Below are 25,179 nucleotides of genomic sequence, written 5' to 3' on the forward strand. Positions count from 1 at the left end.
CGGGTGCCGGCTGCCGCTGTGCGGGTCGCGGGCGCGGGTGCCGGCTGCCGCTGTGCGGGTCGCGGGCGCGGGTGCCGGCTGCCGCTGTGCGGGTCGCGGGCGCGGGTGCCGGCTGCCGCTGTGCGGGTCGTTCTCTTCCCCTGCGTCTTCCCAGATCAAGGGCCCGACCGACCCTGAGCAGGGGGTCGACGCCGAAGGTAACGGCGAGATAACGGAACCCGACTGAGGCTTGAAAGTGTCTAGGCAGTATGTCAACCTAGACATGTAACCGAGACAGGCCGGAGCGGATGGAACAGAGAAGGGCGTGAGGACCGGGACACGGCGTCCCGCGAGCGATCTCCTTCCTTTCTTTCCTTAACGGTTTGGTCGTTACGAACTATAAGACCCGCATAGCGCGGGCAGCGGCTTGGGCCGCGCGGACAGCAGCGAAACCGTGCAGGGCAGTAGTGGGGAACGACGCGTAGCCAAACGCGCATTTCCAGTCTGGGATGCGTAGTAACTGCGCTTGCAGCCCCGTTATGTGAATCCCTTGCTATAGAGCGGAGTAGCGCGCATAAAAGGCATGCCTGCCATAGGTGTGTCCCCAAGATAACTACATGGTGGTCTAGCACCGAAAAACGTCACAACGTGTGGGCGTCCGGATTGTGTAAAGCGGTTGCCGACATTGAACGTCACTCTCTCAAGCGCGTCGCGCTTTTTCCCGTTCGTAGCACGCTATGTCTTACGGGCATGGTTCCCTGCGTTGTGCACTAGACATAACGGCTTCCCTTTTAGGGAGGTTCAGGGAACGCGCTACCGGTCGACCGGGCGCTATCGCTTGCGGTTACGCATCGCACGGACATAGAAGATGATCCCCTTTGCATCAATCGCAACCGACGTGTCCACATTTCGACCCGTACCAGTTCGCAACTGGCCTGAACCGCCAAACAACATGCAACTACAACACCATTGGAGGACCTGTCATGACGCGTAAAGACTTCAAAGAAATTGCCGATTCCGTACGTCGGGAAGTTGTCGCCGACGACGAACGAAAAGCACTCGCCGACGCCTTGTGCATGTACTTCAAATCAGTAAACCACCGATTCGACCGAGACCGCTTCTTTGCCGCATGCGGCCTGTGACTCGCACTAATCCACACCCGCTGGGAGTGTCAATCATGAACAATCCTGAAATTTCGTTTTCCGAAGATGCACACTTGTTCTTCAGGCAGAACTTTCGTTACGGGACATGGGACGGTGAAGACTGCGCCCGAGATAATGACTGGTCCGGCTTCGGATTCGTTCTCGGATCAGGTGGTGATCCGCTGCCAATTCCCGGCGACTACCTCACCGGACACCAGTGCGCCCACCTGGCGGACGTGTCCAACGGGCATGCGGCAATGCGAATCATGGACGAAGCGGCACCAGGAAAAGCAACCGAGTGGAACGGCCTTCTTGCCTACGACTACGGCGATTCCGCCGCACGTGAGGCCGCCGACCGTATCGGTGCCGCGCTCGCCGGATACCCGCTGCTCGACGACGAAGACCTGTCAGAGCGGGAATCCGAGAACGCCGCGCGCGTCCTGGTCGACTGCTACGACGTGCCCCAGGAAATCGCGGCGGACGTCGTTTCGGCGCTGAGCGATGACGGACAGACCTTGTGCACCGACTGCCACAGCTGGGATATCGATCACATCATGTCCGAGCTGGGCTATCAGCAATGCGCCGAGTGCGACAAGTGGCTCGAAACCGCTTGTGATGAGCCGCTGCATTACGACTGCGCCGAATACTACGCAGAAGACGACTGCGAATGCATTTCGGTCATGGTCGACGGATACCGGCACGGCAATCACACCGTAACCATGTCGGACGTTCGCGAAACATTGCGTGGCTGCGAACACTGTTACCCCGTTGTCTACCCCTACGGCAAAAACGTGGCGTAACGAACGCGACCCGTCAAGGGGTAGCGGACAAAGGAGATACACCGTGGATACCAAAAATCCGGTTGCCGGAAGCGAGAATGACCGGCAATACGCGATCTTTCGTGACTACGCCAACCAGCACGGAGCCCGGCGCGCGTACCAAGCACTGTCGACCATGGGGGCCCACCATGAACTACTAGTGAGCCTAGTCGTGCGTTATCTCGCCGAATCGGGCCCACAAGGGAATGAACAGCCCGACGACGAAACCGTATTCGCCTACGCGACCGAGCACCGACACGTGCGCGTGATCCTTCACTGGCTCGGGTTGTGGCGCGGGTTGGCGTTCTGCTCGGTTGAGCCCGACGAAACCGAGCAATGGCACCGGCATTTCAGCGATGCCGAACGGTGGCTTTCGCAACGTGCCGCACTGAGCCGGGCAGAAGAATCTATGCGATCTCACTACCGCAACTAGCCGCACCGTGTTGTGGCGTTTCGGTGCCGCGCGCATTCGCGCGCGGACGCCGTGACCGCACAACGGTTTCCCATAGCACCTCCTATAACGAAAGTGGTTTTGTCATGTCCAAAGAAACCAGCGAATGGCTCAACAACAATGTTCTGATCGGGTTCACCGACAAGCGCGGCCACGCGTGGCACTACCGGGCATCGGCGCAAGGCAGCGAGCCGAACCACTACGCCGGAGCCATCCCGGTCGCCGATGTGCAGCGGCGCTTGTTCCACTGGACCGCCGAACCGGAACCGGTGCTTGTGGCGGGCAAGTTCGGCCTTCGCCGCGTGCCCAACAAGCAAGCCATCACCGCATCGGATACCGGTGATGTCCTCGGGATCTTCGCCGACGGGTACACCGTGCACCAGTACCAGGAATGGCTACTGGACAAGGTCGGCACGATCCTGGATGACGGTCTGTCGATCGGTTCCGCGGGCCTGCTGCGCGACCGCCGACAGGCATGGGTGAGCGTGGAAGTGCCCGAGAACATCACCACCCCGGAAGGCGTGGAGTTCCGGCCGAACCTGGTCGCCTGCACCAGCCACGACGGCAGCCTTGCCACCACCTACAAGCGCACCGTGACCAACGTGGTGTGCGACAACACCATGTCGGCCGGGCTGCGCGAGTACGGCCAACAGTTCAAGGTCAAGCACTCCAAGAACGGCAAGTTCCGCATCGTCGAGGCCCGCGACGCGCTCGCCATGGTCCACACCGTGGCCGAGGAATTCGCCGCCGAGGTCAAGGCCCTGTGCGAAACGACCGTGACCGACCAGGCATGGCGCGCCTTCCTGGACGCACACACCCCGATGCCCGAGGAGAAGGGACGCGCCCGCACCACCGCAACGAACGAACGGGCCGCGCTCAACCGGTTGTGGAACACCGACAACCGGGTCAGCCCGTGGCGCGGTACCGCGTGGGGAGTGGTGCAGGCCATCAACACCTACACCCACCACGAAGCGATCGTGCGCAACGCCTCCCGCGCCGAACGCAACATGTCCCGCGCGGTGGACGGAAAAGCCGACGCGCTCGACCAGGACACCGTGACGACGCTCGGCAAGGTGCTGGCCTCGGTCTGACAAGGACCGTCGCCGCTTCGGTGCCCGCGCGGCCCTCCGCCGCGCGGGTGCCGTGGCCGCGAGATGGCCACAACCGACGCCCGAACCAATTCCGGCGCACACAAATCCGCGACACAGGAAGGAAACCAACCCATGGACATGCAGGCATTCGCGGCAGCGATGGCGGAAGCGCTCGACGGGATATGTGGACGGTCGAACCGGGCCACCACGGTCACCGCGACCGGCATCTCATCGGCCCAGACGGTGAAGAGCTTCACGTGTGCTACTCCGACTGGGAGAAGACACCACGGCTCAGGCTGTCCGCCAGCCTTCCGGCCCAACTGGCGACAATCCGGCACCGCCACGGAAACCCGGAGCCATCACACGACATCACGGTGTCCCCGGCGAAGACACCGGAAACCGTCGCCGCCGAGACTGCCCGGCGACTGCTGCCCCGCTACCGAGTCACCCTCGCGGAAACCCGCGAGCTGAAACAACGACTCGATGACCAGGCCGCCGCACGCGACCGCCTCGCGCACGCCATCGCGGGCCCGCTCGGCGCGACCGTCCACACGCCCGGACCCAGCCCGCTCGGCCACGACCCGCAAGAAGCAATCGTGCGCTACCAGGGGCCGCTGGCCGGCACCGCCACGGTGCCCCGCAACGGCGGACGCGTGGCATTCGCCTTCTCGGTCGCCCCGGGCGACGCCGCCCGTGTCGCTGCGTTCCTGGCGACATTCCCGCGAACGGTGGATTGGGACCAGGACCACTGACCCGCCCGGATTTGGGCGGACCGAACAGGACGGCCCGCACCACATGCGAAACGAAGTGAAGGAGGCACATCGCCATGTCCTTGGGAACTCTGACAATCCACCACGACTACGAGTCCGGCACCACCGTCGAGGGCACCACTCGCAACAGTCCTGCGCACTTAGCGCTGAAGGCCCACCCGTCGTGGACCTGGTCCCGCTACGCCACAGCGTGGCTGCTGCGGTCCTCCCGGCACCGCCAGTCCAAGCCGTACGCCATCGCCGACATCGAGCGCGTGCTTACCGACGCGGGCTACACCGTCGAGCGCGATATCGACGACACCATGCCCAGCGTCGAACAGCAAGAAACCGATCTCGCCGACCGGATGGATGACCGGGTGGATCGACTCACCGAGCGCTCTGGGAAGCACCAGGCCCAGGCAGACGCTACGCGGGCGAAAGCCGACTACGTCTTCCACAACATCCCAATGGGCCAGCCGCTGCTAGTTGGTCACCACAGCTACAAGGCCGACCGCAACCGGCGCGAGCGCGCCTGGGACAACCTCGGCAAGTCGATCAAGCAAGGCGAGTACGCCGACGAGCTGGCGCGTCGCGCAGAAACGGCCTCACACCACGTCGGTGCCCGCAACAACCCGGTTACTGTGGCCAACCGGATCGAGAAGCAGGAAGCCAACCGTCGGCGTCTTCAGCGCGAACTCGACGGCGAACCGGGCTGGGTGACCGAGACCGACGAGCACGGCCGGCCGCGGCACCTCTGGGGAATCCGGCACCCCGGCGAGGAACGCGCGGTCTACCTGCGGCGCGAAATCACCACCCTCACCGAGCAGATCGGCTACTGGACGGGCATCTACACCCAACTCCAGGCTGAGGGCAAGGCGTCCACGCTGGGGCCGGACACCGTGAGCAAAGGCGACTGGGTGCTCTACAACGGCATGTGGATGCGGGTACGGCGGGTCAACAAGAAGTCGGTGACCGTGCCGAACCCGGTCTTCCCACCGCCACGACGCGGAGAGAAAGAGGCCACCTGGACTGTCGCCTGGCACAAGCTGCGCGGCCACCGCACCACGGAGCAGATGCCGTCGGAGGTCGTCGAGGCGTACGAGGCACCAGGCACCGACCGGATCAACTGATGCACGTACTCCGGAACCAGAGGTACCTGGACGTGATGGGGCGAAACGAGACCACCTGGGCAGCGCGATACGTTGCGAGACATGCAAAGCGGACAAGTCTCGGTATGGGTGCCGATCGTTGTTGGCGTGATCGGGCTCGTTGGGGTAATCGCGGGCCAACTCGTCAACGCCTGGCGCGAAGATCGGCGCTGGCACCGGGAACTGGAACGCGAAGACGTGCGGTGGGAGCGGGAGAACAAGCGTGAGTCCGCCAAGCTCGACCGCGATACGAAAGTATTGATCTTTGGCCAACTGCTTCAAGCCTTGAACCGGGCTCATTCGCTGCTTGACCGCCTTCGCGACCTCAGCGGCAAGGAACCGAATAAAAATGCCGCTTCGGAGTATCTGAGAAATATCACCGACATTCGGGAAAAAGCGGCCGAGGTTCAATTGATTTGTTCAGCTGGCATGCACAGGTTCTTCTCGCAAGGAATGTCTGACATGTGGCTGCTTCCCGCGATGATGTATGGCGTCGACGTCAACGACCCCAGGACCGGAGAGCCGGCCGGAAGTCTTACGCCCAAGGAAGCAATGGAGAGAATAGGCCGGTTCCGCAGTGACTTCCTCCGGCTTGCCCGTGATGAACTGGTCATAGATGGAGATAGTGCGATAAGCGGCAAGGCATGAAGACTGTGGAAGTCCTGGTCGGGGGCTCGCGGTGGTCGTTGCGTGCGGCGGGCCGCAATTGCGGGAGGTCGCCAACTACGGCGGAGTACTCGCCGTACCGTGGCTACGCATGTCAACGCCTGGTCGCCGCTCAGAGCGAGGCACCCGTGATCGTCGAGGTCTGCCACCGTGTCCAAGCGGTCCCGGGGCTGTTCACCTCGGCGAAAGTCTGCCGGGACCAGCGAACTGCTGCGCACCATGATGGTCACCGCCGTCGCCTGCGCCGACGAGGTCACCGCCACCCGCGGACTCCGATGACGCGCCGGGACCGTTGGACCAGGGCAGCAGGGGCGTGTCGCTACTAGGAATCGCTGGTCACGACACACCCCTGCTGACCGCGGGGCTGTCTCGGTAAGGTGTCTAGGGCTACACGGCGGCAAACAGATGGTCAGCCATGCCCAGAGGTCGGTGAACCCTGGTCACGCGAGAGAGGGGCGCAGATGAACAAGGACGAGCACATCGCGCAGCTGCGCGCCCGCCGACAGCGCATCGAAGCGATCGAAACCGCCTTGGAGAGCATCCGCGAGGTGGAAAGCTCCCTGCAGGAGATGCGGGAAATCCTGCTCCAGCAGCGGAAGACCGAACGAACGGAGCGGCTTACCGATATCCGTGAAGCGGACAAGGCCGGTGTGCCGAAGACCAAAATCTCCAAGGAGGTCGGCCTCAGCCGCGCGAACCTCTACAACCACCTCAAAGGTGCCCCGGCGGACGAGTAGCCGGACTCACGCGTCTGGACGACCGTCGGAGACTAGGTTCATGCGCCGGAACGCTCCGGAAGTGTCACGAAGGCTCTTCCGGGCGACGCGACGGTACACACACCTAGCGGCAGAGCTGGCCTCCTCGTTGCTGGTAGAACTCTACGGGGTCGACGGCCTGCCCGTTGGCCTCGATCTGCAGGTGCAGGTGTGCTCCGTTGGCGGCTCCCCGGTTTCCGACCGCGGCGATCGGCTGGCCAGCCCGAACGAGTTGTCCTTCGCGTACTAGGTTGTTGTCGTTGTGGCCGTAGATCGTCACGATTCCGTCTGCGTGCTGGATGCGGACCCACAGCCCGTAACCGGACGCCGGGCCTGAGCTGATGACCGTGCCGGAGTTGGCTGCCAGGATCGGCGTGCCGATGGGAGCGGCGATGTCGAGTCCTTTGTGGAATTCGTTGCCGCGGTACCCGAATCTGGAGGTGCAGGTGCCGCTCGTGGGGGTCGTCCAGCCGCCGGTCGTCGCATTGGTCGTGCAGGCGGCGCCTTGGACAGCCCCGACGATCTGGCGCGCTGCTGGCTCGAATTTCGCGTAGCGGTCAGGAAAACCGGATCGCTGCACGGTCTGGGCGGCAACGGTGACCGGCATGTTCTGCCAGTTCGGCAGCGCCAGCAGATGCCGGTAGAACTGCTCGCTGCTGTAGGCGGGGTCCATGATCTGCGCGACCGTTCCCCAGCCTTGCGAGGGACGCTGCTGGAACAGGCCGACACTGTCGCGATCGCCGTAGTTCAGGTTCTTCAGTCGCGACTCGGTGAGCGCCGCGGCGACCGCGATCACCCAGCCCTGCTCGGGCACGTTCATCCGTTTGCCGACAGCGACGATCGTCGCCGCGTTGCCCATCTCCTGCGGTCCGTACCCCGCGGCGGAGGTGGCGCTCGCTCCGGCAGGGGCACAGTTCAGGCCCCCGCCAGCGCTGCTGGAACTGCCGAACACGGCTTGAACCACAGCGATGGCGCCACCGCCGATGAAGAGCATGATCACGACGACGAACCCGGCGCCGGCGGCGGCCACCTTGCCCACGACGCATCACCTCCACGGAGGCGCGGGGTCGGGCGGGGGCATCGGGGAGGGCGGGGCCACCTCCGCACGCGTGGCGACGGGCGTCGCGGCCGCCGGACGCTGCCCACCGCCGGGAGCCGAGGCGCGCAGGCCCGGCCAGAGGGCGGGCAGGTCCGTCAGCGCCACTCGACCGGCGGTGCCGGACTCGTCGAGCCGTCGCCAGCGCGGCGCGGCCATGTCGAGCGGGTCAGCCGCGGCCTCGCCGCTGCTGGTCGCCACGGGTACGCGTGCAGGCCGGTCGAGACCGCGCAGCGCCTCGGCCATCGCGCTTCGTGCATTGACTTCGCGCCGGGCGCTGGGCAGCCACACCAGCACGGGTGTGGTGATGCCTGTGACCGCGGCCAGCCGTTCGTAGCGGGCGAGTTTGCCCGCTAGCCGGGACAGTTGCTCGGTGCCGAAGTCGAACTCGATGAACCACTCGACGTCCCTGCCAGCCTCGCGCCAGCGGCCGTAGCCGTCCGGGGTGACGATGTCGCCCCAGTGCCGGCTGCACCGGGCGGCCGACCACCAGGCCGCGAGCGCACCAGCGGCGCCGGGCTGGCGTGCTCGGCGGATCAGGGTGGTGAACAGTCCGTTGCAGCCCACGGTGTGTGCCAGTTGCAGCGAGAACGCGCGTCCGATCTCGCGTTCACGGCTGTAGCCCAGTTCCTTGGGGTCGATGCCGTCCTCGCGGGCGATCGCGACGGCTCCGGCGGTGTCGAGGACGTAGTGCATCGGGTGCGAGCCGCGGTCGCGGTGCGGCTGGAACCGGTGCAGCACGCCCCACTGGTAGAGGTTGCGCAGGCGCAGGTTCGCCCCGCGGCGACCGGTGAAGGCGATGTCGATGATCTGGGTGCTGGTGAGCACGTGGTGCTCGAACAGCATTCGGCACAGCCACCGGTCCCGGTCGGTGAGATGCCGGGCCAGCCACGCGTGATGCTCGGCCGTGTTGAGCACCCGCGCCGCAGTTCGTTCGGGCCGATGTGCCCGCAATTGTCGCTGCGGGGTGGGATTGCTGACCATCGTGAGTGCACCTCCAGACGCGCGGGACGCGGGAACGCCCTGCGGGCAAACGGAAAAGCTGAGCGGGTCAGGCCGCTCGGCGCGGATCGAACGCCACCGGCTGGGCGTGCTCGGCCGGTTCGGGCGTGTTTCGAGGCTGGGTGTTCACGAGCGCGAGCCGACGGATCTTCTTGGTGCGCCCGGGAATCGCGGGCGGGAGTTTCTCGGTGACTGCGGTGAACGGGGGAGCTTCCTCGCTGTCGAGCACCAGCCGCGCGGCGATGTGGAATCGGCCGAGATTGGCGAGGTCGTGTTCGGAGAGCCGGGGCGCGGTATGCCGGGCCAGGTGCCGGGCGTCTTCGGGCGACGCCGAGAAAATGATCTTCGAGCGGGCGTTGGTGCTGATGCCTTCCTCTAGTTCGCGCGGCAGTTGCCGCAGGTACTGGTGCGCGAGCGTCATCGACATCCGGTAGCCGCGGGCTTCGGCGAGCATGTCCTCCATCGGGTACGCCAAATTCAAAAAGTTGTGGCACTCGTCGATGTAGAGCGAGGCATCGTGCCGGTCGCGTTGCGGTATCCGGGCGCGCCGGGTGGCGGCCTGCCAGGTGCGGGCCACGACGATCGAGCCGATCAGCCGTGCGGTGTCCATTCCGAGCGCGTCTTTGCCCAGGCGCACCAGGCAGATTCCGCCGTCGAGCACCGCGTCCATGTCCACGGTGGATTCGCCGCCGGCGAGTGATGCCCGTACGAACGGGCGCAGCAGCAGGCCGCGGAGCTTGTTCATCAGCGGCGCGACGACCTGTGCCCGGCTGGCGTCGGACAGATCGTCGTACCAGTGCCAGAAGCCGGTCAGGACATCGTCGGAGATCTGTTCGAGCGCACGCTGCCGGAAAGCGGGCACCGTCAACAGTTTCGGCAGATCGGTCAGCGTGGGCGTGCCGGGCAGCTCGCGCAGGGTCAGCAGCCCCGAGCGCAGGATGTCCTCGGTCCGCGGCCCCCAGCTGGAGGCGTAGACGTGGGAGAAGATCGACACCAGGTTGTCCACGGTGCGGGCGGTGTCGTCGCCTTCGAGCGGGTTGAGCACGGGCGGGCGGGAGCGGCTGTCGGCGTCGAAGAGCACGACCTTCTCCCCGAGCCGCGAGGGCAGGCGCGTCAGGGTGTCGGTGACCAGGTCTCCCTTGGGATCGATCACGACCAGGCCGCGGCCGGCGTCGGCGTCGTCGAGGATCATCCGCGCCATCAGCTCGGACTTGCCTGACCCGGTCGCACCCAGGATGTGCAGGTGATGGCGCGCGTCGGCGACGCGCAGCCCCACCGGCCGGGCGTGGCCGGAGTCGGTGATCCCGATCGGTTTCACTCCCGGGCCCTCGGTGGCGATCCCCGGTGGCGGCGGCACCGCCTTCGCTCCGGCGCGCTGCAGGCCGGGAACGGCCTCGTCGGTCGGGACGTGCGCGAGCGCGGCCAGCTCCGGGACCGAGAGCAGATCACCGGAGGTGAGGCGTCGTTCGGCCACGGCCCGGACCGGGTGCCTGAGCCGGACGCGGCGGTAGTAGTTGTGTTCGCTGTAGGCCGCGAACGCGCTGGCGATGGCATGCCCGCGTCCGCGCAGGTGCTCGCGCACCGGAACCCGCTCCGCGCCGGTCGCGTGCTCGTCGACCAGGGTGGCCACGGCGTACCGGATGCGGGTCTCGTACTGGGAGCTGCGCTGCTTGGCCACGATGACCCGGTCCTGCGCCGAGGTTTCCAGCGAGGTCTGGTGATCGACGACCGGCCGCTTCACGGTCGTGCCGGGCTTGCGGCGCGATCCGGTGTGCGGGGTGATCAGGTCCAGGAGGCGCCCGGCCAGCCGGACCGAGCTGCCCGCGCGCACCCGGCGGGCGGCTCGGCGGGCTGTGCGGACACGAGCGCCGGAGACCGGGCGCGCAAGGATCTGCACCACGGCACGTTCATGAGTGGCCATGCCGGTCGGGGCGCCCAGCAAGGCCCGGACCGGATCGGCGGGGAAGTCCGACCGGATGGGCAATGCCTCGCTGCGGGCCAGGCGCAGTTCGCCGCCCACGGCCTCGACCGCTTTGCCCGGCGGATTGGCCAAGGGGATCGGCGGCTTGGCCGGTGCGGTGCGGGTGTGCGCGCCGGGCCAGGCAGCCTCGACGGCGCGCTCGGCCATGCCGGGCGGCACCACGCCCGGCAGCCACAGCCGCAACGCGACCCCGGCATGGGAAAACACGTACTCCCACACGATGTGCGGCTGGCCGTGCATCCGCCGTTTCCAGCCGGACCGCAACAGCCCGACCAGGTTGGCGTACAAGGCCGCCGCACCGTCCGGATCGACCGTCGGCGGAGCCAGCACCGTGACCACCCGGGCGTCGGCGGCCATCCGGCCATGGCACCGGCGCGCCCACCACCGTCGCCCGACCACAATGCCGGCCACCGCAAGCGCAACGGCCGGCCCGACGAACAGCCCCCAGGACAGCGCGAATTCCCGCACTGCCGCGACGACAGCGCGCACTGCGGCACCGGGATCGCGCAGGTAGTCCTGCAACGGTGACGCAAGCGTTCTGGCCGAAGCGACCACAGACTGAGTGGATGACACCAGACATCCCTTCTCGCAAGGAAAAGTCGCAAAGGCGCGGATTCAGGCCGCGTATCGTCCGGCGTCGTCCGCGCTCCGTTGGCCTTGCGGCATCGGGGCAGGAGCGGACGGGTCGCTGGGCACGAGTCGCAGATGACGGCGCCGCCTGTGTGCCCGTTCGGCGTCGATCTCGGCCTGCCACTGCGACAGCCGCCGCCCGCCCATGCGCTTGAGGAACTGCGGGATGCGGTTCGCGGGCACCCCGACCAGTCGCGGGCCGAGCACGGCGAGCAGATCCGAGGCTTCCTGCGACGACCACCCGGGGGTCTCGGTGATGGCGTCCTCGTCAGGAAACACGTCGGCGACCCGGTCACGGTCGGGATCGATGAAGGAGTCTTCGCGACCGCCGTAGCTGTACACCCACAGGAAGTTCTCCGGCGGGTCAGGCTCGATCAGCCTTTTGAAACGGCGAACTTCCTTGGTATAGCAATAAAAAGTCACCTGTGGGCAGGCTCGCATCACGCGACACCACGCCAAAGTGTAGGCATCGCTGAAAAAATCGCCGGCATCGTGCACCCTGACAAATTTCCCGGCCAGGCGCGGCGCCGACAGTTCGCGGATCATCGCCTCTGTCCAACCGGGAAGATCGTCCAGAATGTACGCGAGATTGGCAGTATGCTTGGCTTTGACCGCAGGGAAGAGATAAGTTCCGTTGCGCGCGTAGCAGATCCGAGTGCACGCGCTCGCCGCCGGGCAGGTCACCTGCGTCCGTCCGTCGGGCAACCGGGCGGCTAGCGCAGGAAGGGTCCAGTTCCAGACACCGATGGCGCGCATCTCCCGGTTCTGCGTCAGCAACCGGGCTGGCCGCGCCGGAATCGTAGGTACGTGGGCGGAAGAAGACATGCGACACCTCGCAAAGGCAGTCAGTCGGGGTGCAAGAAACGAGCAGAAACGTTGTGGTTGAAGGGATCGATCCGCAGCGGTTGGGGCGGGCTATGCAGCGCCGCCGAGGTCGACGTGACCGTCAGCGTCCGCATCAAGCGTCAGCTCGGTGTCGTCGATGCCGAGATCGACAAACGCACCGTCGTCCGTGCTAGATTCGTGTTCCGCGTACTGCGCCAACTCGGCCGGATCTGTTGTGATGAGCGCGTTTTCCTGCGGCGAAGCCAGCGACTGGAACGCGACTCTCTGCGTCCCGGTCGAGAGCAGACCTTGTCCCTTGTCCGCGGAAATCAGGAACTGCTTCTCGCCTTCGGACAGGTTGAAGGTCGCCACGATCTCGTCGATCGCTTGCGGCGCTTGGCGTAGGAGAACCTGAGTGGCGGCGTTGGCGATGATTGCCTTGCCCAGTTCCGTGCCGAGGACGTCGCCGACATCTTGGGTCGCGATCGTCAAGCCCGCCCAGTGTTTCCGGGCTGCTTTGGCCATCCGGTGCAGAAAACGCGCCCCGGCAGGGTCCTGCATGAGCAGCCACGCTTCGTCGACCGTGATCAGCCTCGGCCGCCGGATGGCCGGGTTGGACACCCGCCGCCACACCGTGTCCAGCGTCAACAGGGTGCCGATCGGCCGGAGTTCGTCGGGCAGGTCGCGCAGGCTGAACACCGTCAGGTGCCCCTCGGGCCGCGTGGTGGTCGGCCCGGAGAACATCGTGGAGAACGCGCCCTCGACGAACGGATGCAGCCGCGCGCCCAGGTCCGCCGCGACCGGGTCCGCAGTGCCGGCGAGGACCGCGGCGAGATCCGCCAGCAGCGGCGCCTGCCGGCCCCAGGTTCGCGGGTCGCTGGTGATCCCGGCTTCCAGGTAGGTGGCCATGATCGCCCGGTCGAGCACGGCTCGTTGCTGCGCGGACAGTTCAGTGGCCAGCAGCACCCCGATGACGGTGTGCAGGAACAGTGCCCGGCGGGTCAGGGCGTCCTTGGGGGCGGTGCGGCGCCCGTCCGGCCTGATGGCGATCGGCAGGTCGAACGGGTTGATGCGGACATCGGGGTCGCCGAGGTGGATGTAGGTGCCGCCGATGGCCTTGCCGAGTCGTCGGTACTCGTCTTCCGGGTCGATGATCGCGACCTCGACCCCGCGGTAGAGGCTGCGCAGGGTTTCCAGCTTCACCAGGTAGGACTTGCCCGCGCCGGAGCGTCCGAGCACCACCGCGTTGTAGTTGTCTGCGGAAAATCGGTCCCAGTGCACCAAGCCCTGGCTGCCGACGTTGAATCCGTAGAGCACACCGGCCGGTGCGGCGACGCTGGTCGGGTCGGCGGGCGGCAGATCGGGGCTGGTGAAGGGAAACGCGGCGGCCAGGGCACTGGTGTCGAAAGTGCGGCGCATGCCGATGAGATCGAGCGCGAGCGGCAGGGTGGACACCCAGCCTTGCAGTGACCGGTAGGTGGTCGGCTGCGCGTTCATCAGCAGCGACGCGGCGAGCGCCCGCACTGCGGCGACCTGCTCGGCGAGATCGGCTTCGCTGGTGGCGTGCACGGTCAGGTACAGCCCGAGCCGGTACAGCTTGCCTTCGCCGCGGGCGACGCGGGCCGAGAGGTCGTAGGCGTCTTCGGTGGCGGCCTCGACCATCGGGTCCAGCAACCGCCCCTTGTCCGAGGTGTATCGCCGTCCCGATTCCAATTTGGACAGCTGGCGCTTGAGCCGGTGGGCGGCGGTGACCGGGTCGATCGGCTCGATGTGCAGCGACACGTCGACGCGGCCAGGATAGGACAGCAGCGGCTGCAGCCACCCCGCATGCACCTCGCGCGGATAGCCGGTGATCGCGAAGGAGGAGACCCATTCGCCGCCGATCTCCAGGTGCCGGGGCGCGACTGACAGCGAATCCGGCGTGAACGCACTGGCCCTGCCCGACAGTGCGTTCGTGTGCGGCGTCCTGTGGCCTCGATTACGGCCGAGCTTCCTGCTCATAGGTCCCCGCCCTCCCATTCGTCCAGGGCCGACGGCTCCGGCGACGCGCTGTCGCGCCTGCCCCGGCTGGCCGTGCTTCGGTGATGGACTGGTGGCTCGTCGCCGGAGTCCGGGGCGGCGGTGGTGATCACCTCGTCCGCGCCGGCCAGGCCCGCTGAGGGCGGGACAAGGCTGTCCGGGTTGCACGCGGTGGCCAGCACGGCGGTGGCCTGCCCGGCGTCCACGGGCGTGATCGTGATCCCGGCCGGGGAGAGCAGTTCGGTGGCTTCGCCCAGCCTCCGCACGAGCCGGGTTTCCGCCGAGCGCCGTGCGGTCTCGGTGACCTCGCCGTCCCGGCTGCGGGCGCGTCGTGCACGCAGCGCGGCGAGCGGGGACGGGCCGCCGAGCCCGTCGGTCGGCCCCGTGGCGCGGACCGGTTCGCGCAGCACCAGCAGCACCTGGCGGCGCAGCAGATCGGCGGAGCGGCGCAACTGGTCGAGGTAAGTCGCGTGTTCCCGCGCGGCGGCTTCGAGCATCGGATGCGGCAACCCGGGGGCGGCCTCGCGCAGGTCGCTGATCTGCCGGCTCAGGTCCAGCCGTTCGGCCCGGATAAGCACCTGCACCGGAGCGGAGATCGAATGCAGATACCGGCCGAAACTGGCGACCAGCGCCTCCTGCTCGCCGGGCGTGCGGAGCGCGAAGTTGACAGTGCTGGCCACCGCGACCATCGCGACCCCGTCGGGGCCGAGGTCGACGACACCGGTCTCGGTGACTCCTTCCGCGGGCAGCCGCAGCGCCGCCGGAGACACCTCCGGCCTGTGCGCAGCACCGGCGGCATCGGTCGCGGTGATGCTGCTGGCCAGCCACTCGGGTGCGGGCCGTGCCCCTTCGGGGGCAGCCACCCGGCGGCGGGGTTGCAGCCGCTGGCGAAGGGCCGCGAGCACGAGCCGGTCCAGGCTCATGCCGTCGCGCTGCCCCAGCGCCAGGACCGCGGCACTGACACCGATAGGAATCGCGACGACGAGGAAGACCGGCAGCGGCACCACACCGCGGGTCAGCGTCCAGGCGCCGTAGAGCACGATCCCGGTCACCGCGAGGATCGCCAGCTGGCGAGCGGTGAGGTTGGCCAGGACGCGATCCTCGCGATCGACATCAGAGGGAATGCGCACGGGCTGGGTCATGACTTCTCACCTCCACGGGGCGGGGCTTTCGGCACGGACTTCGGCGGTGCCGGTGGCGTGGTCGGTGCCCGGAACGTCACCGGCGGCACGGACGGCGTGCGCGGGCGGGCGTCGCCGAGGCACGGCTGCGGGTGCGCGGTCCGGAACACCGGTGCGGCAGGCGGCGCAGTCGCGGGCGTGACCGGCCGGGACACGTAGGGCGGCTCCGGCCTTGGCGGCTGGAACCGCAAGTGCGGGGGAACCGCGGCCGTCGCGACCGGTCGAGCCGGGGGCGCGGCACCGCCGGCGCGGCGCGGCGCACGGGGAGCTTGGAACCGGGGCGCCGTCGGGGCCTGCTTGCGGCGCCGACCGGCGGGCGGCGGGACCGCAGTCGTGGGCTTGGATGCGGAACTGAATTCGGGCATGGCGGGTCCTTGGGCGGCCGGGGTGACGGCCGGGTCGTGGGTGGTCTCCTGCGGACCGGGCTGCAGAAACTCCGGTCGCTGCGAGGGCGGGCGGGGCTGCTGGGCAGCACGGGCGCGCTCTGCGTCGTAGGCCGCCTGCATCCGCTTGTTGACCGCCTCCGGTGTCCGCGGGCTCCGCGGCCGCGGGGGCGGCGGCGGATCGGCAGCAGCACCGCCCCGGCCACCGCCGCCCCTGTTCCCCTTGCCGCCGCCGGCGGCCGTGCTGGCTTTGCCGAAGCGACCGGACTTCCCGGCGACCATCCCGAATGTCTTTGCCGCGATGTAGGTCTTGACGAGGCTTCCGAGGAGAGAGCGGCCGTTGCCGATCCTGGCGGCCGAGAGGAACCAGAACGGGATCTTGAACAGGATGTAGAACAAAGCGATCGCGGCGATCACCATGCCGAGCGCGGACAGCGTCGAGCCGAACAGACGCACCCCGCCGGCCAGGAAGGTCCGCACGGCGGTGATCAGCACGAGGGACTGCGCGACCTGGATCGCCAGCGTCGCCCCGAACGCCTTCCACCACCATCGGGCGATGCCGTCGGTGTGCGGCATGCAGTGGCACATCAACAGCAGCGGACCGGTGACGATCAGGATCAGCGTGATGACGACTCGGACGGCGTAGACAGCCAGCAGGGCGATCCCGACGACCACGAGCACCAGCGCCAGCAGGATCATGAAGAAACCGCCGGAGACCGCGCCCTCGACCGCGTCCTTGAGAGTCGACCCCAGCGACGGCGGGTTCACCCCGTCTCCGAGGACCGCGGCGGACAGCGCGTTGGCCAGCCGGATGAGCTTCTCGGCGAAGAACAGCGACAGCGCGGAGGCGAGAAAGCCGATCGGGATCCGCGGGCCGATCTCCTTGATCGAGTACCGGCTCTGCACTGACTCGTGCGCCATCACCACGATGCCGGCGACCAGGATCAGCATTCCGTAGCAGGCCAGCACGATCTGCCACGAGTTGTCCCACAGCTCGCCGATGCCGGGCAGTTGGTCCAGCGTCGGTGTGGTCAGCACGGTGTGGCCGAGCAATTCCAGGATCGGCGACAGCGCGGCGGTGACCAGATCCTTGAACACCCCGTTGATCGCCTTGGCGATGCAGCCGGTGATGTTGGTCAGCCCGCAGTCGGGATCGCCGTTTCCCGTACTGGGACCGCCCGGCTGCGGGCTCGTGCTCGGCGGCGGGGTGGGCTGCGGGATGCAGTCCTCGCCCGTGCACGGCGGGTTCGCACTCGTGCTCGGCGCGGTGGCCGGGCCGCCGGGCGTGCACCCGATCTGGCCGGGGAAGCAACTCGTCGGCGGCGGCAGCTCGGTGACCGGAGGCAACGGCGTCGCCGGGACCGACGGGCGCGGCGCGCCGGTCGGAAAGTGACACGCCGGGTCCGGCGAGTTCGGCGCACACGAGTTACCGGGATCGGGCGGCACCGGCAACGGCGGCGGTTGCTGCGGCGCGGGCTGCGCCAGCGCCGCCTGCTGCACATCGGGCTTCTGGGCCGCGCCGGGCGAGGCCCACGCGCTGACAACCAGCACACCGCCGAGCACCACCGTCAGGCCCAGCGCCAGCAGCCAGACCAGCCTCCGCCGGGAACCCCGGCCGGCGCGCTGCGGGGCGAGCAGGACCCGCTCCCGGCGCGCCGGGTCCGCCGGGCGCGCGCCGGTGCAGGGCTCGCCGCGATCGGGCTCGGGCACGCGGGGGCGTCGGGTCGCGGTCATGGCCTCAGGCACCGACAATCCCGCGCAGGATTTCCACCACGAGCGGCGCCAGCGCCGCCAGCCCGTAGCCCCACCCGGCGCTCTTGAACGCGGTCTTCGCTTTCTCGACTTCGCCGGGGTCGCCCCCGGCCATCAGGTACCGGACGCCGCCGACGGTGAGGAACACCGTCGCCAGCCCGGCGAGGATGCCGAGCAGCCAATTGCGGATGTTGTCGAAGACCTGCCCGACACTTGCCGCGATCGCGAGCACCTGTGTCGAGGCCTGCGCCGCGTCCGCGGCGAGCGAGCTGAGCAGGGCCGAGCCGAGTACCGCGAAGACCAGCGAGCGGACCACCGGTCGCAGTCGAGAGGTCCGATGACATGGGTGTGCGGCATCCGCGTGTGTCGTCGGCCGTGAGCGGCTGACGACGCCCGCGTGCGGCCGGTCCTGATCGGATGTGCTCGACGCGGGCGAGCGCGGCGGCGCAGTGGCGTGCTGCGTTTGGGGATGGGGTGTCACGCGCATCGGCGCACCTCCGAAGTCGGCTCGTGCTCGGCGGTACGCGGAGAGCCGGATGGGGCCTCCCCGCGCCCCAAGAGGCCGGATTTCGGGTCGTTTTTCGACACCGCCCGTGACGATTTCCTGGAAGGAGCTGGCCGGCCGTTGCGCAGACGACCGCTCACAGCGCGTGACAAGTGCGGCTTTTCCTCGGCGGGAGCATCCGGCGAGTCGACGGCCAGAGCCGCGACAGCTGCGTCGGCGACGGGGTCTTCGGAGTCGATGTCGGCGAGCTGATCGCGCAGCCACGCGACGAGTCGGTCTTCGGCTCGATCACGCGCCTTGAACGCGGTCTTGAGCGCGGTGCCGTGGGCTTGCGCCCAGTCGGTCACCGAGGTGTCTCCGAGCCGGGTCGCCGAGATCAGGTCCGCTTCGACGGGGGTGAGAATCTGCTCACCGACCGCCCGCGCGAGCACCAAGTCGGGGTGCCCGTACGGCGGGCGCGGCGCCGCCGAGTGATAGCCCGAGCCCGCCGGCATCGGAGCGTCGAGCGACTCCTCCAGCGCCGCTTGCCCGGCTCGGCGCGCGGCGAAATGCAGCCGCACCGCGATGGCCGGGTCACCCAGATCGACCGTCGAGAGCGCGTGGACAAACCCGGCGAGCACAGCCGCGTGCGCGTCCGCGCGATCGCCGCGATACCGCGCCGCCAGCCACCGCGCACTCGAGGCCAGCGACGGCAGCGCCATCCCGACGCACGCCACCGTCCAGGCACCCCCATGCGCGCGGGAACGCAGCACCAGGTGCGCCCACACGTCGTCGCGCGTGCGGAGCGGGCACTGCTTGCTCATCACCCGGTCCCGCAACTCGTCCAGCGGCACCGGACGCCGCGGCAACCCGGCGAACCGGGCCCCGTGCACGGCCATCGGCTTCGGCCCGGTGACCAGCCACCCGAAGGCGTCGCGCGCGGTGTCCAGCGGCAGCCAGTCGTGCCCCTCGCGATTGGGCCGGATAGGCGCAGGAACAATATCGTCGTTCGTCATCGATGCGCTCCTGACCGGAGTTGGGAATCAGTTCCGTCAGGACGTCAGAGCGGCGAAAAGAAAAGAACAAGAAAAGAACAATGACGATCTTATTGGTAGGTGAAACCGGTTGCTAAAACCGAATCTCTGGGAGATTTGGAAGCTCTGCGCGGGCCGGCTTGTCCTGGAGGTGTCTTAGTGGCCTCTGATCTGGTGGTTTAAGTAATCTTTAGCAGGCGGTCGGCGGCCCGCCGCTGCGGGTTCGCAGTGGTGCTGGCCGGGTTTTCATGTTTGAGGTAAGAAATACCTCCTGGCTGGATGCGGGTGATTCGACGGTGTGCCGCTGCACGTCCGCGCTGTCTCGAATCAGTCTGTATTTTGGAAAGGTTTCGATGTATTAGGAAGCGTTTCCAGCTACGTACCGCGCAGGGCTAGCGAGTTTGTGAAAAAAGTTGGGCGGGCGGTGTCGAAAAACGGCCTCAGAACCCGCCTCTTGGGGTGACTTGGCAGACCACGCCGATCTCACCGCGAGGAAGGCCGCCGATGACTTCAATACCGCATCCCGAGCCCGGACGCCGTCACCGCCGCTCGCTGAGTCGCGATACGGCGAACCCACGTCGCGGCCGGCACCGAGCCTCGCCGGCTTCAGGTGCTGACACACCTGCTCGCCGGCCGCGTCTGGCGACCTTCTGGCCGTTCGCCGACGCGGAGATGCTGCCCGGCACCGCACTGCTTCCCGGCTGGCTCGGACGCACGATCGTCACCCTCGTGACGACGTATACCCGCCCCGGCGACCGCGTCCTGCTCTTCACTCCGCCGCCATCGCCGCGCGCTCGTCGGCGCGCGGTCGGCAGCACCCCCGGTGCCGACCCGTACGCCGGCCTCGCCGAAGCGGTCTGGACCGTCGCCCGGCTCGGCCGCGGCGCCGACACCGCGACCGCGGCACCCGCCCCCGACGACCCTGCCGAGCACACCGACTCGCCCCGTCCTGCTGGAGTCGAGTCGGGGTCGCGACCCCGACTCAGCCGGCTCGGGCTCGACCCGATCATCGACCCGCACCCCGACTCCGCTCCTCCCCGACATCGCGACGGGGACCGACCGCGCGGCAGGTTCGACCTGATCATCACCGCGCTCCATCCGCACACCACCCACTGGCTCGCGCACACCGACTGGGACCACCTGCTCGCCCCGCGAGGCCTCCTCGCGACAGTCACATACAGCGATAACCGCGCTGGTCGGCTGCGCGATCCGCACCCTGCCTTGCAGAACACATCGGGTAATTGCGGATTGCGGTGTCTCGATCACATCGCCGTGCTCGCTGCACCGGTGCCGACCCCGCCGGAGGACCGCCGCGCAACTGCCGGGCAGGCGGGCATCGAAGTCCCTGGACCGGACGTCTCTCCACGCGCCGCCGCCACCGTGCCGCCGCTGCGCTTGGTGCACCACGACCTCGTTCTGCTCGGGCGAATGTCGCCGGACGCGGCGGACGACGGTCTCATCGAGGGGAAGGAGACCTCGGATGTCTAAGCACGGCGGCACGCGACTCTCCCGCGCGGCGGGGGAGCGGTTCGAAGGCCCGGTCGTGACGTCGGTGTGGCCGACCGGGACCGACAGCCTGGCGGCCCAGCTGACCGAAGGCGGCTACCACGACGCCACCGGCGCCGACCCGGCATTGATGGCCCCGGCGATCGCCCGCTACGCCGTCGCGGCGCTGACCCGGCCCGGCGATGTCGTGCTCGATCCCGACTGCGGCGCGGGCACGACGGTCGTCGAAGCGCTCCGGGCCGGGCGGCACGCGATCGGGTTGACCGGGCAGCGCCGGTGGTGGCGCTTGGCGCGCGCCAACGTGACCGCCGCGAAGGCGCACGGGGTGTTCGTGGACGGCATGGTCCTCATCCTCGACCGACGCCCCGGAACAGCCGCCGCCGCGGCCACGGCCGGGTTGACCGGGCGGATCGATCTCCTCCTGACGACGCTGCGCCCCGGTCCGGCCGACGACCTCGACGGCGCGCTGGAGCGGTTGCACGGACTGCTGGGGCAGTACCGGCCGCTGCTGCGTCCGGGCGGGCACGTGGTCGTCACCAGCGCCCCGCAGCGCCACCTCGTGCGGCACGACCTGCTTGACGTTCCCAGCCGGATCGCGGCGGCGGCCACCGCGGCCGGGCTGGCACCGATCGCGCGGTGTGCGGCGCTGACCGCCACGGTGCGGCGAGGCCGCACCTACACCCACGGGTCGCTGGCGCAGCGCCGCGCCGCCGCTCGCGCCGAACGCGTTCTCGGGCATCCGGTCGCGCTGTCCGCACACCACACCGCGCTGGTGCTCCGGGCCGATCCCGACGCCGCCGATCCGGCCCTGAACCAGTCCCTCCCGGCGCTGCCCGCATTGTCACGACCGCACCGCCCTTGGCACAGGCCACGGCGCGATTCGGCCGCCGCCTGAGTGCGCGCCGCGTCACCCACCACCCCCGTCAGTGCCCGCTTGTACGCAGCGACAGGAGCCGACCTACCGCGGCTCGCGACCTCAACCCACCGCGCCGAAGGAGCGAATCTCATGGACACCGCCTACTACCGCGACGAGACGGTCACGCTCTACACCGGCGACGCCACCGCGACCCTCGCCGGCTTGGAGGAGAAGTCGGTGGACTGTGTGGTCACGAGTCCGCCGTACTGGGGGCTGCGCGACTACGGGACCGGGAGCTGGGTCGGCGGAGATCCCGGCTGCGCGCACCTGGCCGCGACCGGACGCGGCGGCAACATTCCCCAGTCCATACAGCCCGGTCTCGTCTCTCCCGCGTCGGCGGCGCATCGCGGTGGCGCGCCGCATCGCTGCAGTCGGTGCGGCGCCTGCCGGGAGGACGATCAGCATGGCCTGGAGGCGACCCCGCAGGACTACGTCGACCGGCTGCGGCAGGTCTTCGCGCAGCTGCACCGTGTCCTGTCCGACACCGGCACGGTCTGGCTGAATCTGGGGGACTCGTATTCTGCCGAACCGCCCGGCCGCACCGGTGCTCCGATGCGTACGAGCACCCTGGCCGGTCGCAGCGCGGCGGCACTGCTGCGGGAATCGGTGCGCCGGGCCGGAGTGGCGCGCACCCGGAGCCTGCCGCGGAAGAACCTGGTCGGCATGCCGTGGCGGGTCGCGTTCGCACTGCAGGCCGACGGCTGGATTCTGCGCAATGCGATCGTGTGGCACAAACCCAACGCCATGCCCGAATCTGTGCGCGACCGGCTTTCGAACCGGTACGAGATGCTGTTCCTGCTGACCAAACAGCAGAAGTATTTCTTCGACCTCGACCCGATCCGCGAACCACGCGCATACCCGGAAGCCCTCACAGCGGGCAGCGTGATCGGCGGCGCGAACAAGGGCCGCTACGGCGGGATCGGCGCGACCGCGCGCCGCCGCGGACATAGCGTGTACGGCAAATACCGGAATACCGAGCCGTTCGCCGGGAAAAAACCGGGGGACGCGTTGCGCCCGACCGGGGTGCGGCACACCGCGGCGCATGCTCGTGGCAAGAATCCGGGTGACGTCTGGTCGATTCCCACCCGCCCGTTGCGGGAGGCGCACTTCGCTGCGTTCCCGGTCGACATCCCGCTGCGCTGCATCGCCGCCGGATGCCCCGCCGGCGGTAGGGTGCTCGACCCGTTCAGCGGTGCCGCGACCACCGGCCTGGCCGCGCGTCAGCTCGGCCGCTCCTACCTCGGCATCGACCTCAACTCGGAGTTCCACGCCATCGGCTTGCGCCGTCTTGGCCTGTCCGCCCAGGACACCGGCAGGGCCGCATGACTACCGTCGTTGCAAGCGCCGCGGGGGACGACGCTGTCACGCTGGTGACTGCTGACGCGGAAGCCGCGATCCGGAAGCTTCCTGAGGATTCGGTGGACTGTCTGGTCACCAGCCCGCCCTACTGGCGGCTGCGCGACTACGCACCCGACACCTGGTCCGGCGGCCGGTCCGGCTGCCGCCACCGGCCCGCCAGTCTCCGCGATGCGGATGCCAGGCGGTGGCACTGCCGAGACTGTGGGGCCTGGCGCGAGCACCCACAGATCGGGCTCGAACCGACCGCGGACGACTACATCGAGACCCTGCGCGGGGTGTTCGCCGCTGCCCGCAGGGTCCTCGCCCCGCGGGCCACGGTGTGGATCAACCTGGGTGACAGCTACTCGACCAATTCCGACGGCTACTGGTGCAGCGCTCCCGGCCAGACGGGGCAGCCGCATTACCGGTCGCGAGCGGACGTGCCGCACAAGAATCTGCTCGGCATGCCGTGGCGGCTGGCGTTCGTGCTGCAGGACGACGGGTGGATCTTGCGGTCGGCGATCGTCTGGAACAAACCCCACGCCACGCCCATCTCCGATCGGCTCGCGACCCGGCACGAGATGCTCTTCCTGTTCGTCACGCAGCCGGACTACTACTTCGACCTCGACGCGATCCGGCAGCCCTGCCCCGGCGACCGCGCCCTGTCCCGCCGCGCCCATCCCGGCGGCACCAAGCCGAACACCTCTCGCGGAACCTGGCCTCGCACCCCGGCCGACGGGCAACGTGGCCGCAATCCCGGCAACGTGTGGACCATCCCGCCCGACCGCACCCGCACCTGGCATCCCGCACCCTCGCCGGTGGAGATCCCGCGGCGCTGCATCGCGGTCGGATGCCCGCCCGGCGGTCATGTCCTCGACTCGTTCAGCGGCAGCGGCACCACCGGTGTCGCCGCTCGCGCACTCGGCCGGCGTTTCACCGGCATCGACACCAATCCCGCCTACCACGAGCTAGCACTCCGGCGCATCGCCAACGCTGGCCACGACGAGGGAGGGACGCGATGACGGACAAAGGCATCGCGCTCGCCGGTCAGCGTGGGGATGCCGTTGTTCGCGGCGCGTCGCCTGAGAATGCCAAGTCCTCTTGTCGCACAGGGCAGGCGGGCAGTCGTGGGCTGGCGGCAGCGCGAGCGATGAGCGGTTCGTTGCAGGTGTGCGTGGGGGACGCTGTGGAGGTGGTGGCGGGGATGCCGCGCGGTTCGGTGGATTGCGTGGTGACGTCGCCGCCGTATTGGGGCCTGCGGGACTATCGGGTCGCGGGCCAGTTCGGGGCGGAGTCCACTGTGGATTTTTATGTGGCGCGTCTGGTCGAGGTGTTCGATCGGGTGTCGAGGGTGCTGCGGCCGGGCGGGACGGTGTGGCTGAATCTGGGGGATTGTTTCGGCGGGTCGTGGGGGAATTACGTGGCGCACGGGTCGGTGGCGAGGACGGCGGCGGCGCGGGCGGCGAGCGGGTACGGGGTGCATCGGCCGCCGCAGTCGGCGTTTCGCCGCAAGGATCTGGTGGGGGTGCCGTGGCGGGTGGCGTTGGCGTTGCAGGAGCGGGGGTGGCTGGTGCGGAACGCGGTGGTGTGGGAGAAGCCGAACGCGCGGCCGGAGAGCGTGCGGGACCGGCTCGCGCAGCGTTACGAGACGGTGTTCCTGCTGACCCGGTCACCAGAGCATTGGTTCGCGCCGGAGTCTGATGCCGACGAGGTCGGGTCGGATGTGTGGCGGGTGCCAGCGGGGCGTTCGGGCACGGGGCATCCGGCGGCGGGGACGTTGGAGATCGCGCGGCGTTGCGTGCGTTTGGGGTGTCCGCGCGGGGGAGTGGTGCTGGATCCGTTCTGCGGCAGCGGAACGACGGGCATTGCGGCGTTGGAGCACGGGTGTTCGTTCGTCGGCGTGGATCTGGATCCTGCGTGCGCTGGTCTGGCGCGGAAGCGGCTCGCGGAAGCGGCGGCGTCGTGACCGCGCAGGAGCCGGCGCCGATGACGGTGGCGGAGGTGGCGTCGTTGCCGGCGGTGGTGGATCTGATGACAGCTGCGCGGGCGTTGCGAATCGGGCGGACGACGGCCTACGCGCTCGCGCGCACCGGGGATTTCCCGTGCCCGGTCCTGCGAGCGGGAACAGGATGGAGGGTCCCGACGGCGGGGTTGTTGGGGGTTCTCGGTCTGGAACCGCCGACGACGTAACAGGTTCGCCCGCGGGGCCGGTTCGCCGGTTCGGGTGATCCGA

22 protein-coding genes are annotated in these 25,179 nt (G+C 68.5%); 13 read left to right on the top strand and 9 right to left on the bottom strand.

From position 1 onward, the window contains the following. The first annotated feature begins 962 nt into the window (after positions 1-962). The 8 genes from ACFXI3_RS00705 to ACFXI3_RS00740 all read left to right on the top strand — a co-directional run bounded on the left by ACFXI3_RS00705 (position 963) and on the right by ACFXI3_RS00740 (position 6,781). Complete coding sequence (locus ACFXI3_RS00705) at positions 963-1,121, top strand: hypothetical protein (protein ID WP_378397195.1); 159 nt, start codon at positions 963-965, stop codon at positions 1,119-1,121. A 35-nt stretch (positions 1,122-1,156) separates the two neighbouring features. Beyond that, positions 1,157-1,921 carry a hypothetical protein gene (locus ACFXI3_RS00710; RefSeq protein WP_378397196.1) on the top strand — a complete coding sequence of 255 codons (765 nt, stop codon included), beginning with the start codon at positions 1,157-1,159 and terminating at the stop codon, positions 1,919-1,921. 43 nt (positions 1,922-1,964) lie between these two features. Further along, positions 1,965-2,372 carry a hypothetical protein gene (locus tag ACFXI3_RS00715; RefSeq protein WP_378397198.1) on the top strand — a complete coding sequence of 136 codons (408 nt, stop codon included), beginning with the start codon at positions 1,965-1,967 and terminating at the stop codon, positions 2,370-2,372. 23 nt (positions 2,373-2,395) lie between these two features. After that, positions 2,396-3,481, top strand: a complete 1,086-nt coding sequence (locus ACFXI3_RS00720) for a DUF932 domain-containing protein (protein WP_378397199.1) — start codon at positions 2,396-2,398, stop codon at positions 3,479-3,481. 257 nt (positions 3,482-3,738) lie between these two features. Further along, entirely contained in the window at positions 3,739-4,233 is a 495-nt protein-coding gene (locus tag ACFXI3_RS00725; RefSeq protein WP_378397200.1) for a hypothetical protein, read from the top strand. Positions 4,234-4,307: 74 nt separating this feature from the next. Further along, on the top strand, positions 4,308-5,360 hold the full coding sequence (locus ACFXI3_RS00730; protein WP_378397202.1) for a DUF3560 domain-containing protein: 1,053 nt from the start codon (positions 4,308-4,310) through the stop codon (positions 5,358-5,360). A gap of 81 nt (positions 5,361-5,441) precedes the next feature. Beyond that, complete coding sequence (locus ACFXI3_RS00735) at positions 5,442-6,026, top strand: hypothetical protein (protein WP_378397203.1); 585 nt, start codon at positions 5,442-5,444, stop codon at positions 6,024-6,026. Between the two features lie 479 nt (positions 6,027-6,505). Further along, the gene (locus ACFXI3_RS00740; RefSeq protein WP_378397205.1) at positions 6,506-6,781 is read left to right on the top strand and encodes a hypothetical protein; all 276 of its coding nucleotides are present in this window, start codon (positions 6,506-6,508) and stop codon (positions 6,779-6,781) included. A gap of 103 nt (positions 6,782-6,884) precedes the next feature. On the opposite strand, the gene ACFXI3_RS00745 is transcribed toward ACFXI3_RS00740, so the two are convergent. The 9 genes from ACFXI3_RS00745 to ACFXI3_RS00785 form a co-directional block, all read right to left on the bottom strand. Further along, positions 6,885-7,838 carry a M23 family metallopeptidase gene (locus ACFXI3_RS00745; RefSeq protein ID WP_378397206.1) on the bottom strand — a complete coding sequence of 318 codons (954 nt, stop codon included), beginning with the start codon at positions 7,836-7,838 and terminating at the stop codon, positions 6,885-6,887. Positions 7,839-7,844: 6 nt separating this feature from the next. Next, positions 7,845-8,879 carry a replication-relaxation family protein gene (locus ACFXI3_RS00750; protein WP_378397207.1) on the bottom strand — a complete coding sequence of 345 codons (1,035 nt, stop codon included), beginning with the start codon at positions 8,877-8,879 and terminating at the stop codon, positions 7,845-7,847. Positions 8,880-8,946: 67 nt separating this feature from the next. Next, positions 8,947-11,451, bottom strand: a complete 2,505-nt coding sequence (locus tag ACFXI3_RS00755) for a type IV secretory system conjugative DNA transfer family protein (protein WP_378397208.1) — start codon at positions 11,449-11,451, stop codon at positions 8,947-8,949. A 42-nt stretch (positions 11,452-11,493) separates the two neighbouring features. Beyond that, a complete protein-coding gene (locus ACFXI3_RS00760) occupies positions 11,494-12,333 on the bottom strand; it encodes a hypothetical protein (RefSeq protein WP_378397209.1) in 840 nt (279 codons plus the stop codon). A 90-nt stretch (positions 12,334-12,423) separates the two neighbouring features. Continuing rightward, complete coding sequence (locus ACFXI3_RS00765; protein WP_378397211.1) at positions 12,424-14,334, bottom strand: VirB4 family type IV secretion system protein; 1,911 nt, start codon at positions 14,332-14,334, stop codon at positions 12,424-12,426. Further along, positions 14,331-15,494 carry a PrgI family protein gene (locus ACFXI3_RS00770; protein WP_378397212.1) on the bottom strand — a complete coding sequence of 388 codons (1,164 nt, stop codon included), beginning with the start codon at positions 15,492-15,494 and terminating at the stop codon, positions 14,331-14,333. Before ACFXI3_RS00770 ends, ACFXI3_RS00765 begins: the two co-directional genes overlap by 4 nt. After that, complete coding sequence (locus ACFXI3_RS00775) at positions 15,491-17,650, bottom strand: hypothetical protein (RefSeq protein ID WP_378397213.1); 2,160 nt, start codon at positions 17,648-17,650, stop codon at positions 15,491-15,493. The genes ACFXI3_RS00770 and ACFXI3_RS00775 overlap by 4 nt, the downstream gene beginning before the upstream one ends. Positions 17,651-17,654: 4 nt before the next feature. Then, positions 17,655-17,984: a pilin gene (locus ACFXI3_RS00780; protein ID WP_378397214.1), complete on the bottom strand. Its 330-nt coding sequence runs from the start codon at positions 17,982-17,984 to the stop codon at positions 17,655-17,657. Positions 17,985-18,145: 161 nt separating this feature from the next. Next, entirely contained in the window at positions 18,146-19,168 is a 1,023-nt protein-coding gene (locus ACFXI3_RS00785; protein ID WP_378397216.1) for a hypothetical protein, read from the bottom strand. A gap of 690 nt (positions 19,169-19,858) precedes the next feature. Between ACFXI3_RS00785 and ACFXI3_RS00790 the strand changes: the two genes are divergently transcribed. The 5 genes from ACFXI3_RS00790 to ACFXI3_RS00810 all read left to right on the top strand — a co-directional run bounded on the left by ACFXI3_RS00790 (position 19,859) and on the right by ACFXI3_RS00810 (position 24,912). Next, entirely contained in the window at positions 19,859-20,674 is an 816-nt protein-coding gene (locus ACFXI3_RS00790; RefSeq protein WP_378397217.1) for a hypothetical protein, read from the top strand. After that, positions 20,667-21,587: a DNA methyltransferase gene (locus tag ACFXI3_RS00795; protein ID WP_378397219.1), complete on the top strand. Its 921-nt coding sequence runs from the start codon at positions 20,667-20,669 to the stop codon at positions 21,585-21,587. The genes ACFXI3_RS00790 and ACFXI3_RS00795 overlap by 8 nt, the downstream gene beginning before the upstream one ends. A gap of 111 nt (positions 21,588-21,698) precedes the next feature. Further along, positions 21,699-22,934: a DNA-methyltransferase gene (locus tag ACFXI3_RS00800; protein ID WP_378397221.1), complete on the top strand. Its 1,236-nt coding sequence runs from the start codon at positions 21,699-21,701 to the stop codon at positions 22,932-22,934. Then, positions 22,931-23,968, top strand: coding sequence for a DNA-methyltransferase (locus ACFXI3_RS00805; RefSeq protein WP_378397222.1), 1,038 nt, complete (start codon positions 22,931-22,933; stop codon positions 23,966-23,968). Before ACFXI3_RS00800 ends, ACFXI3_RS00805 begins: the two co-directional genes overlap by 4 nt. Positions 23,969-24,096: 128 nt before the next feature. Continuing rightward, positions 24,097-24,912: a DNA-methyltransferase gene (locus ACFXI3_RS00810; protein WP_378397224.1), complete on the top strand. Its 816-nt coding sequence runs from the start codon at positions 24,097-24,099 to the stop codon at positions 24,910-24,912. Positions 24,913-25,179: the final 267 nt, after the last annotated feature.

This window comes from Amycolatopsis sp. NPDC059235 (genome assembly GCF_042754125.1).
Taxonomy (GTDB): domain Bacteria; phylum Actinomycetota; class Actinomycetes; order Mycobacteriales; family Pseudonocardiaceae; genus Amycolatopsis; species Amycolatopsis albidoflava.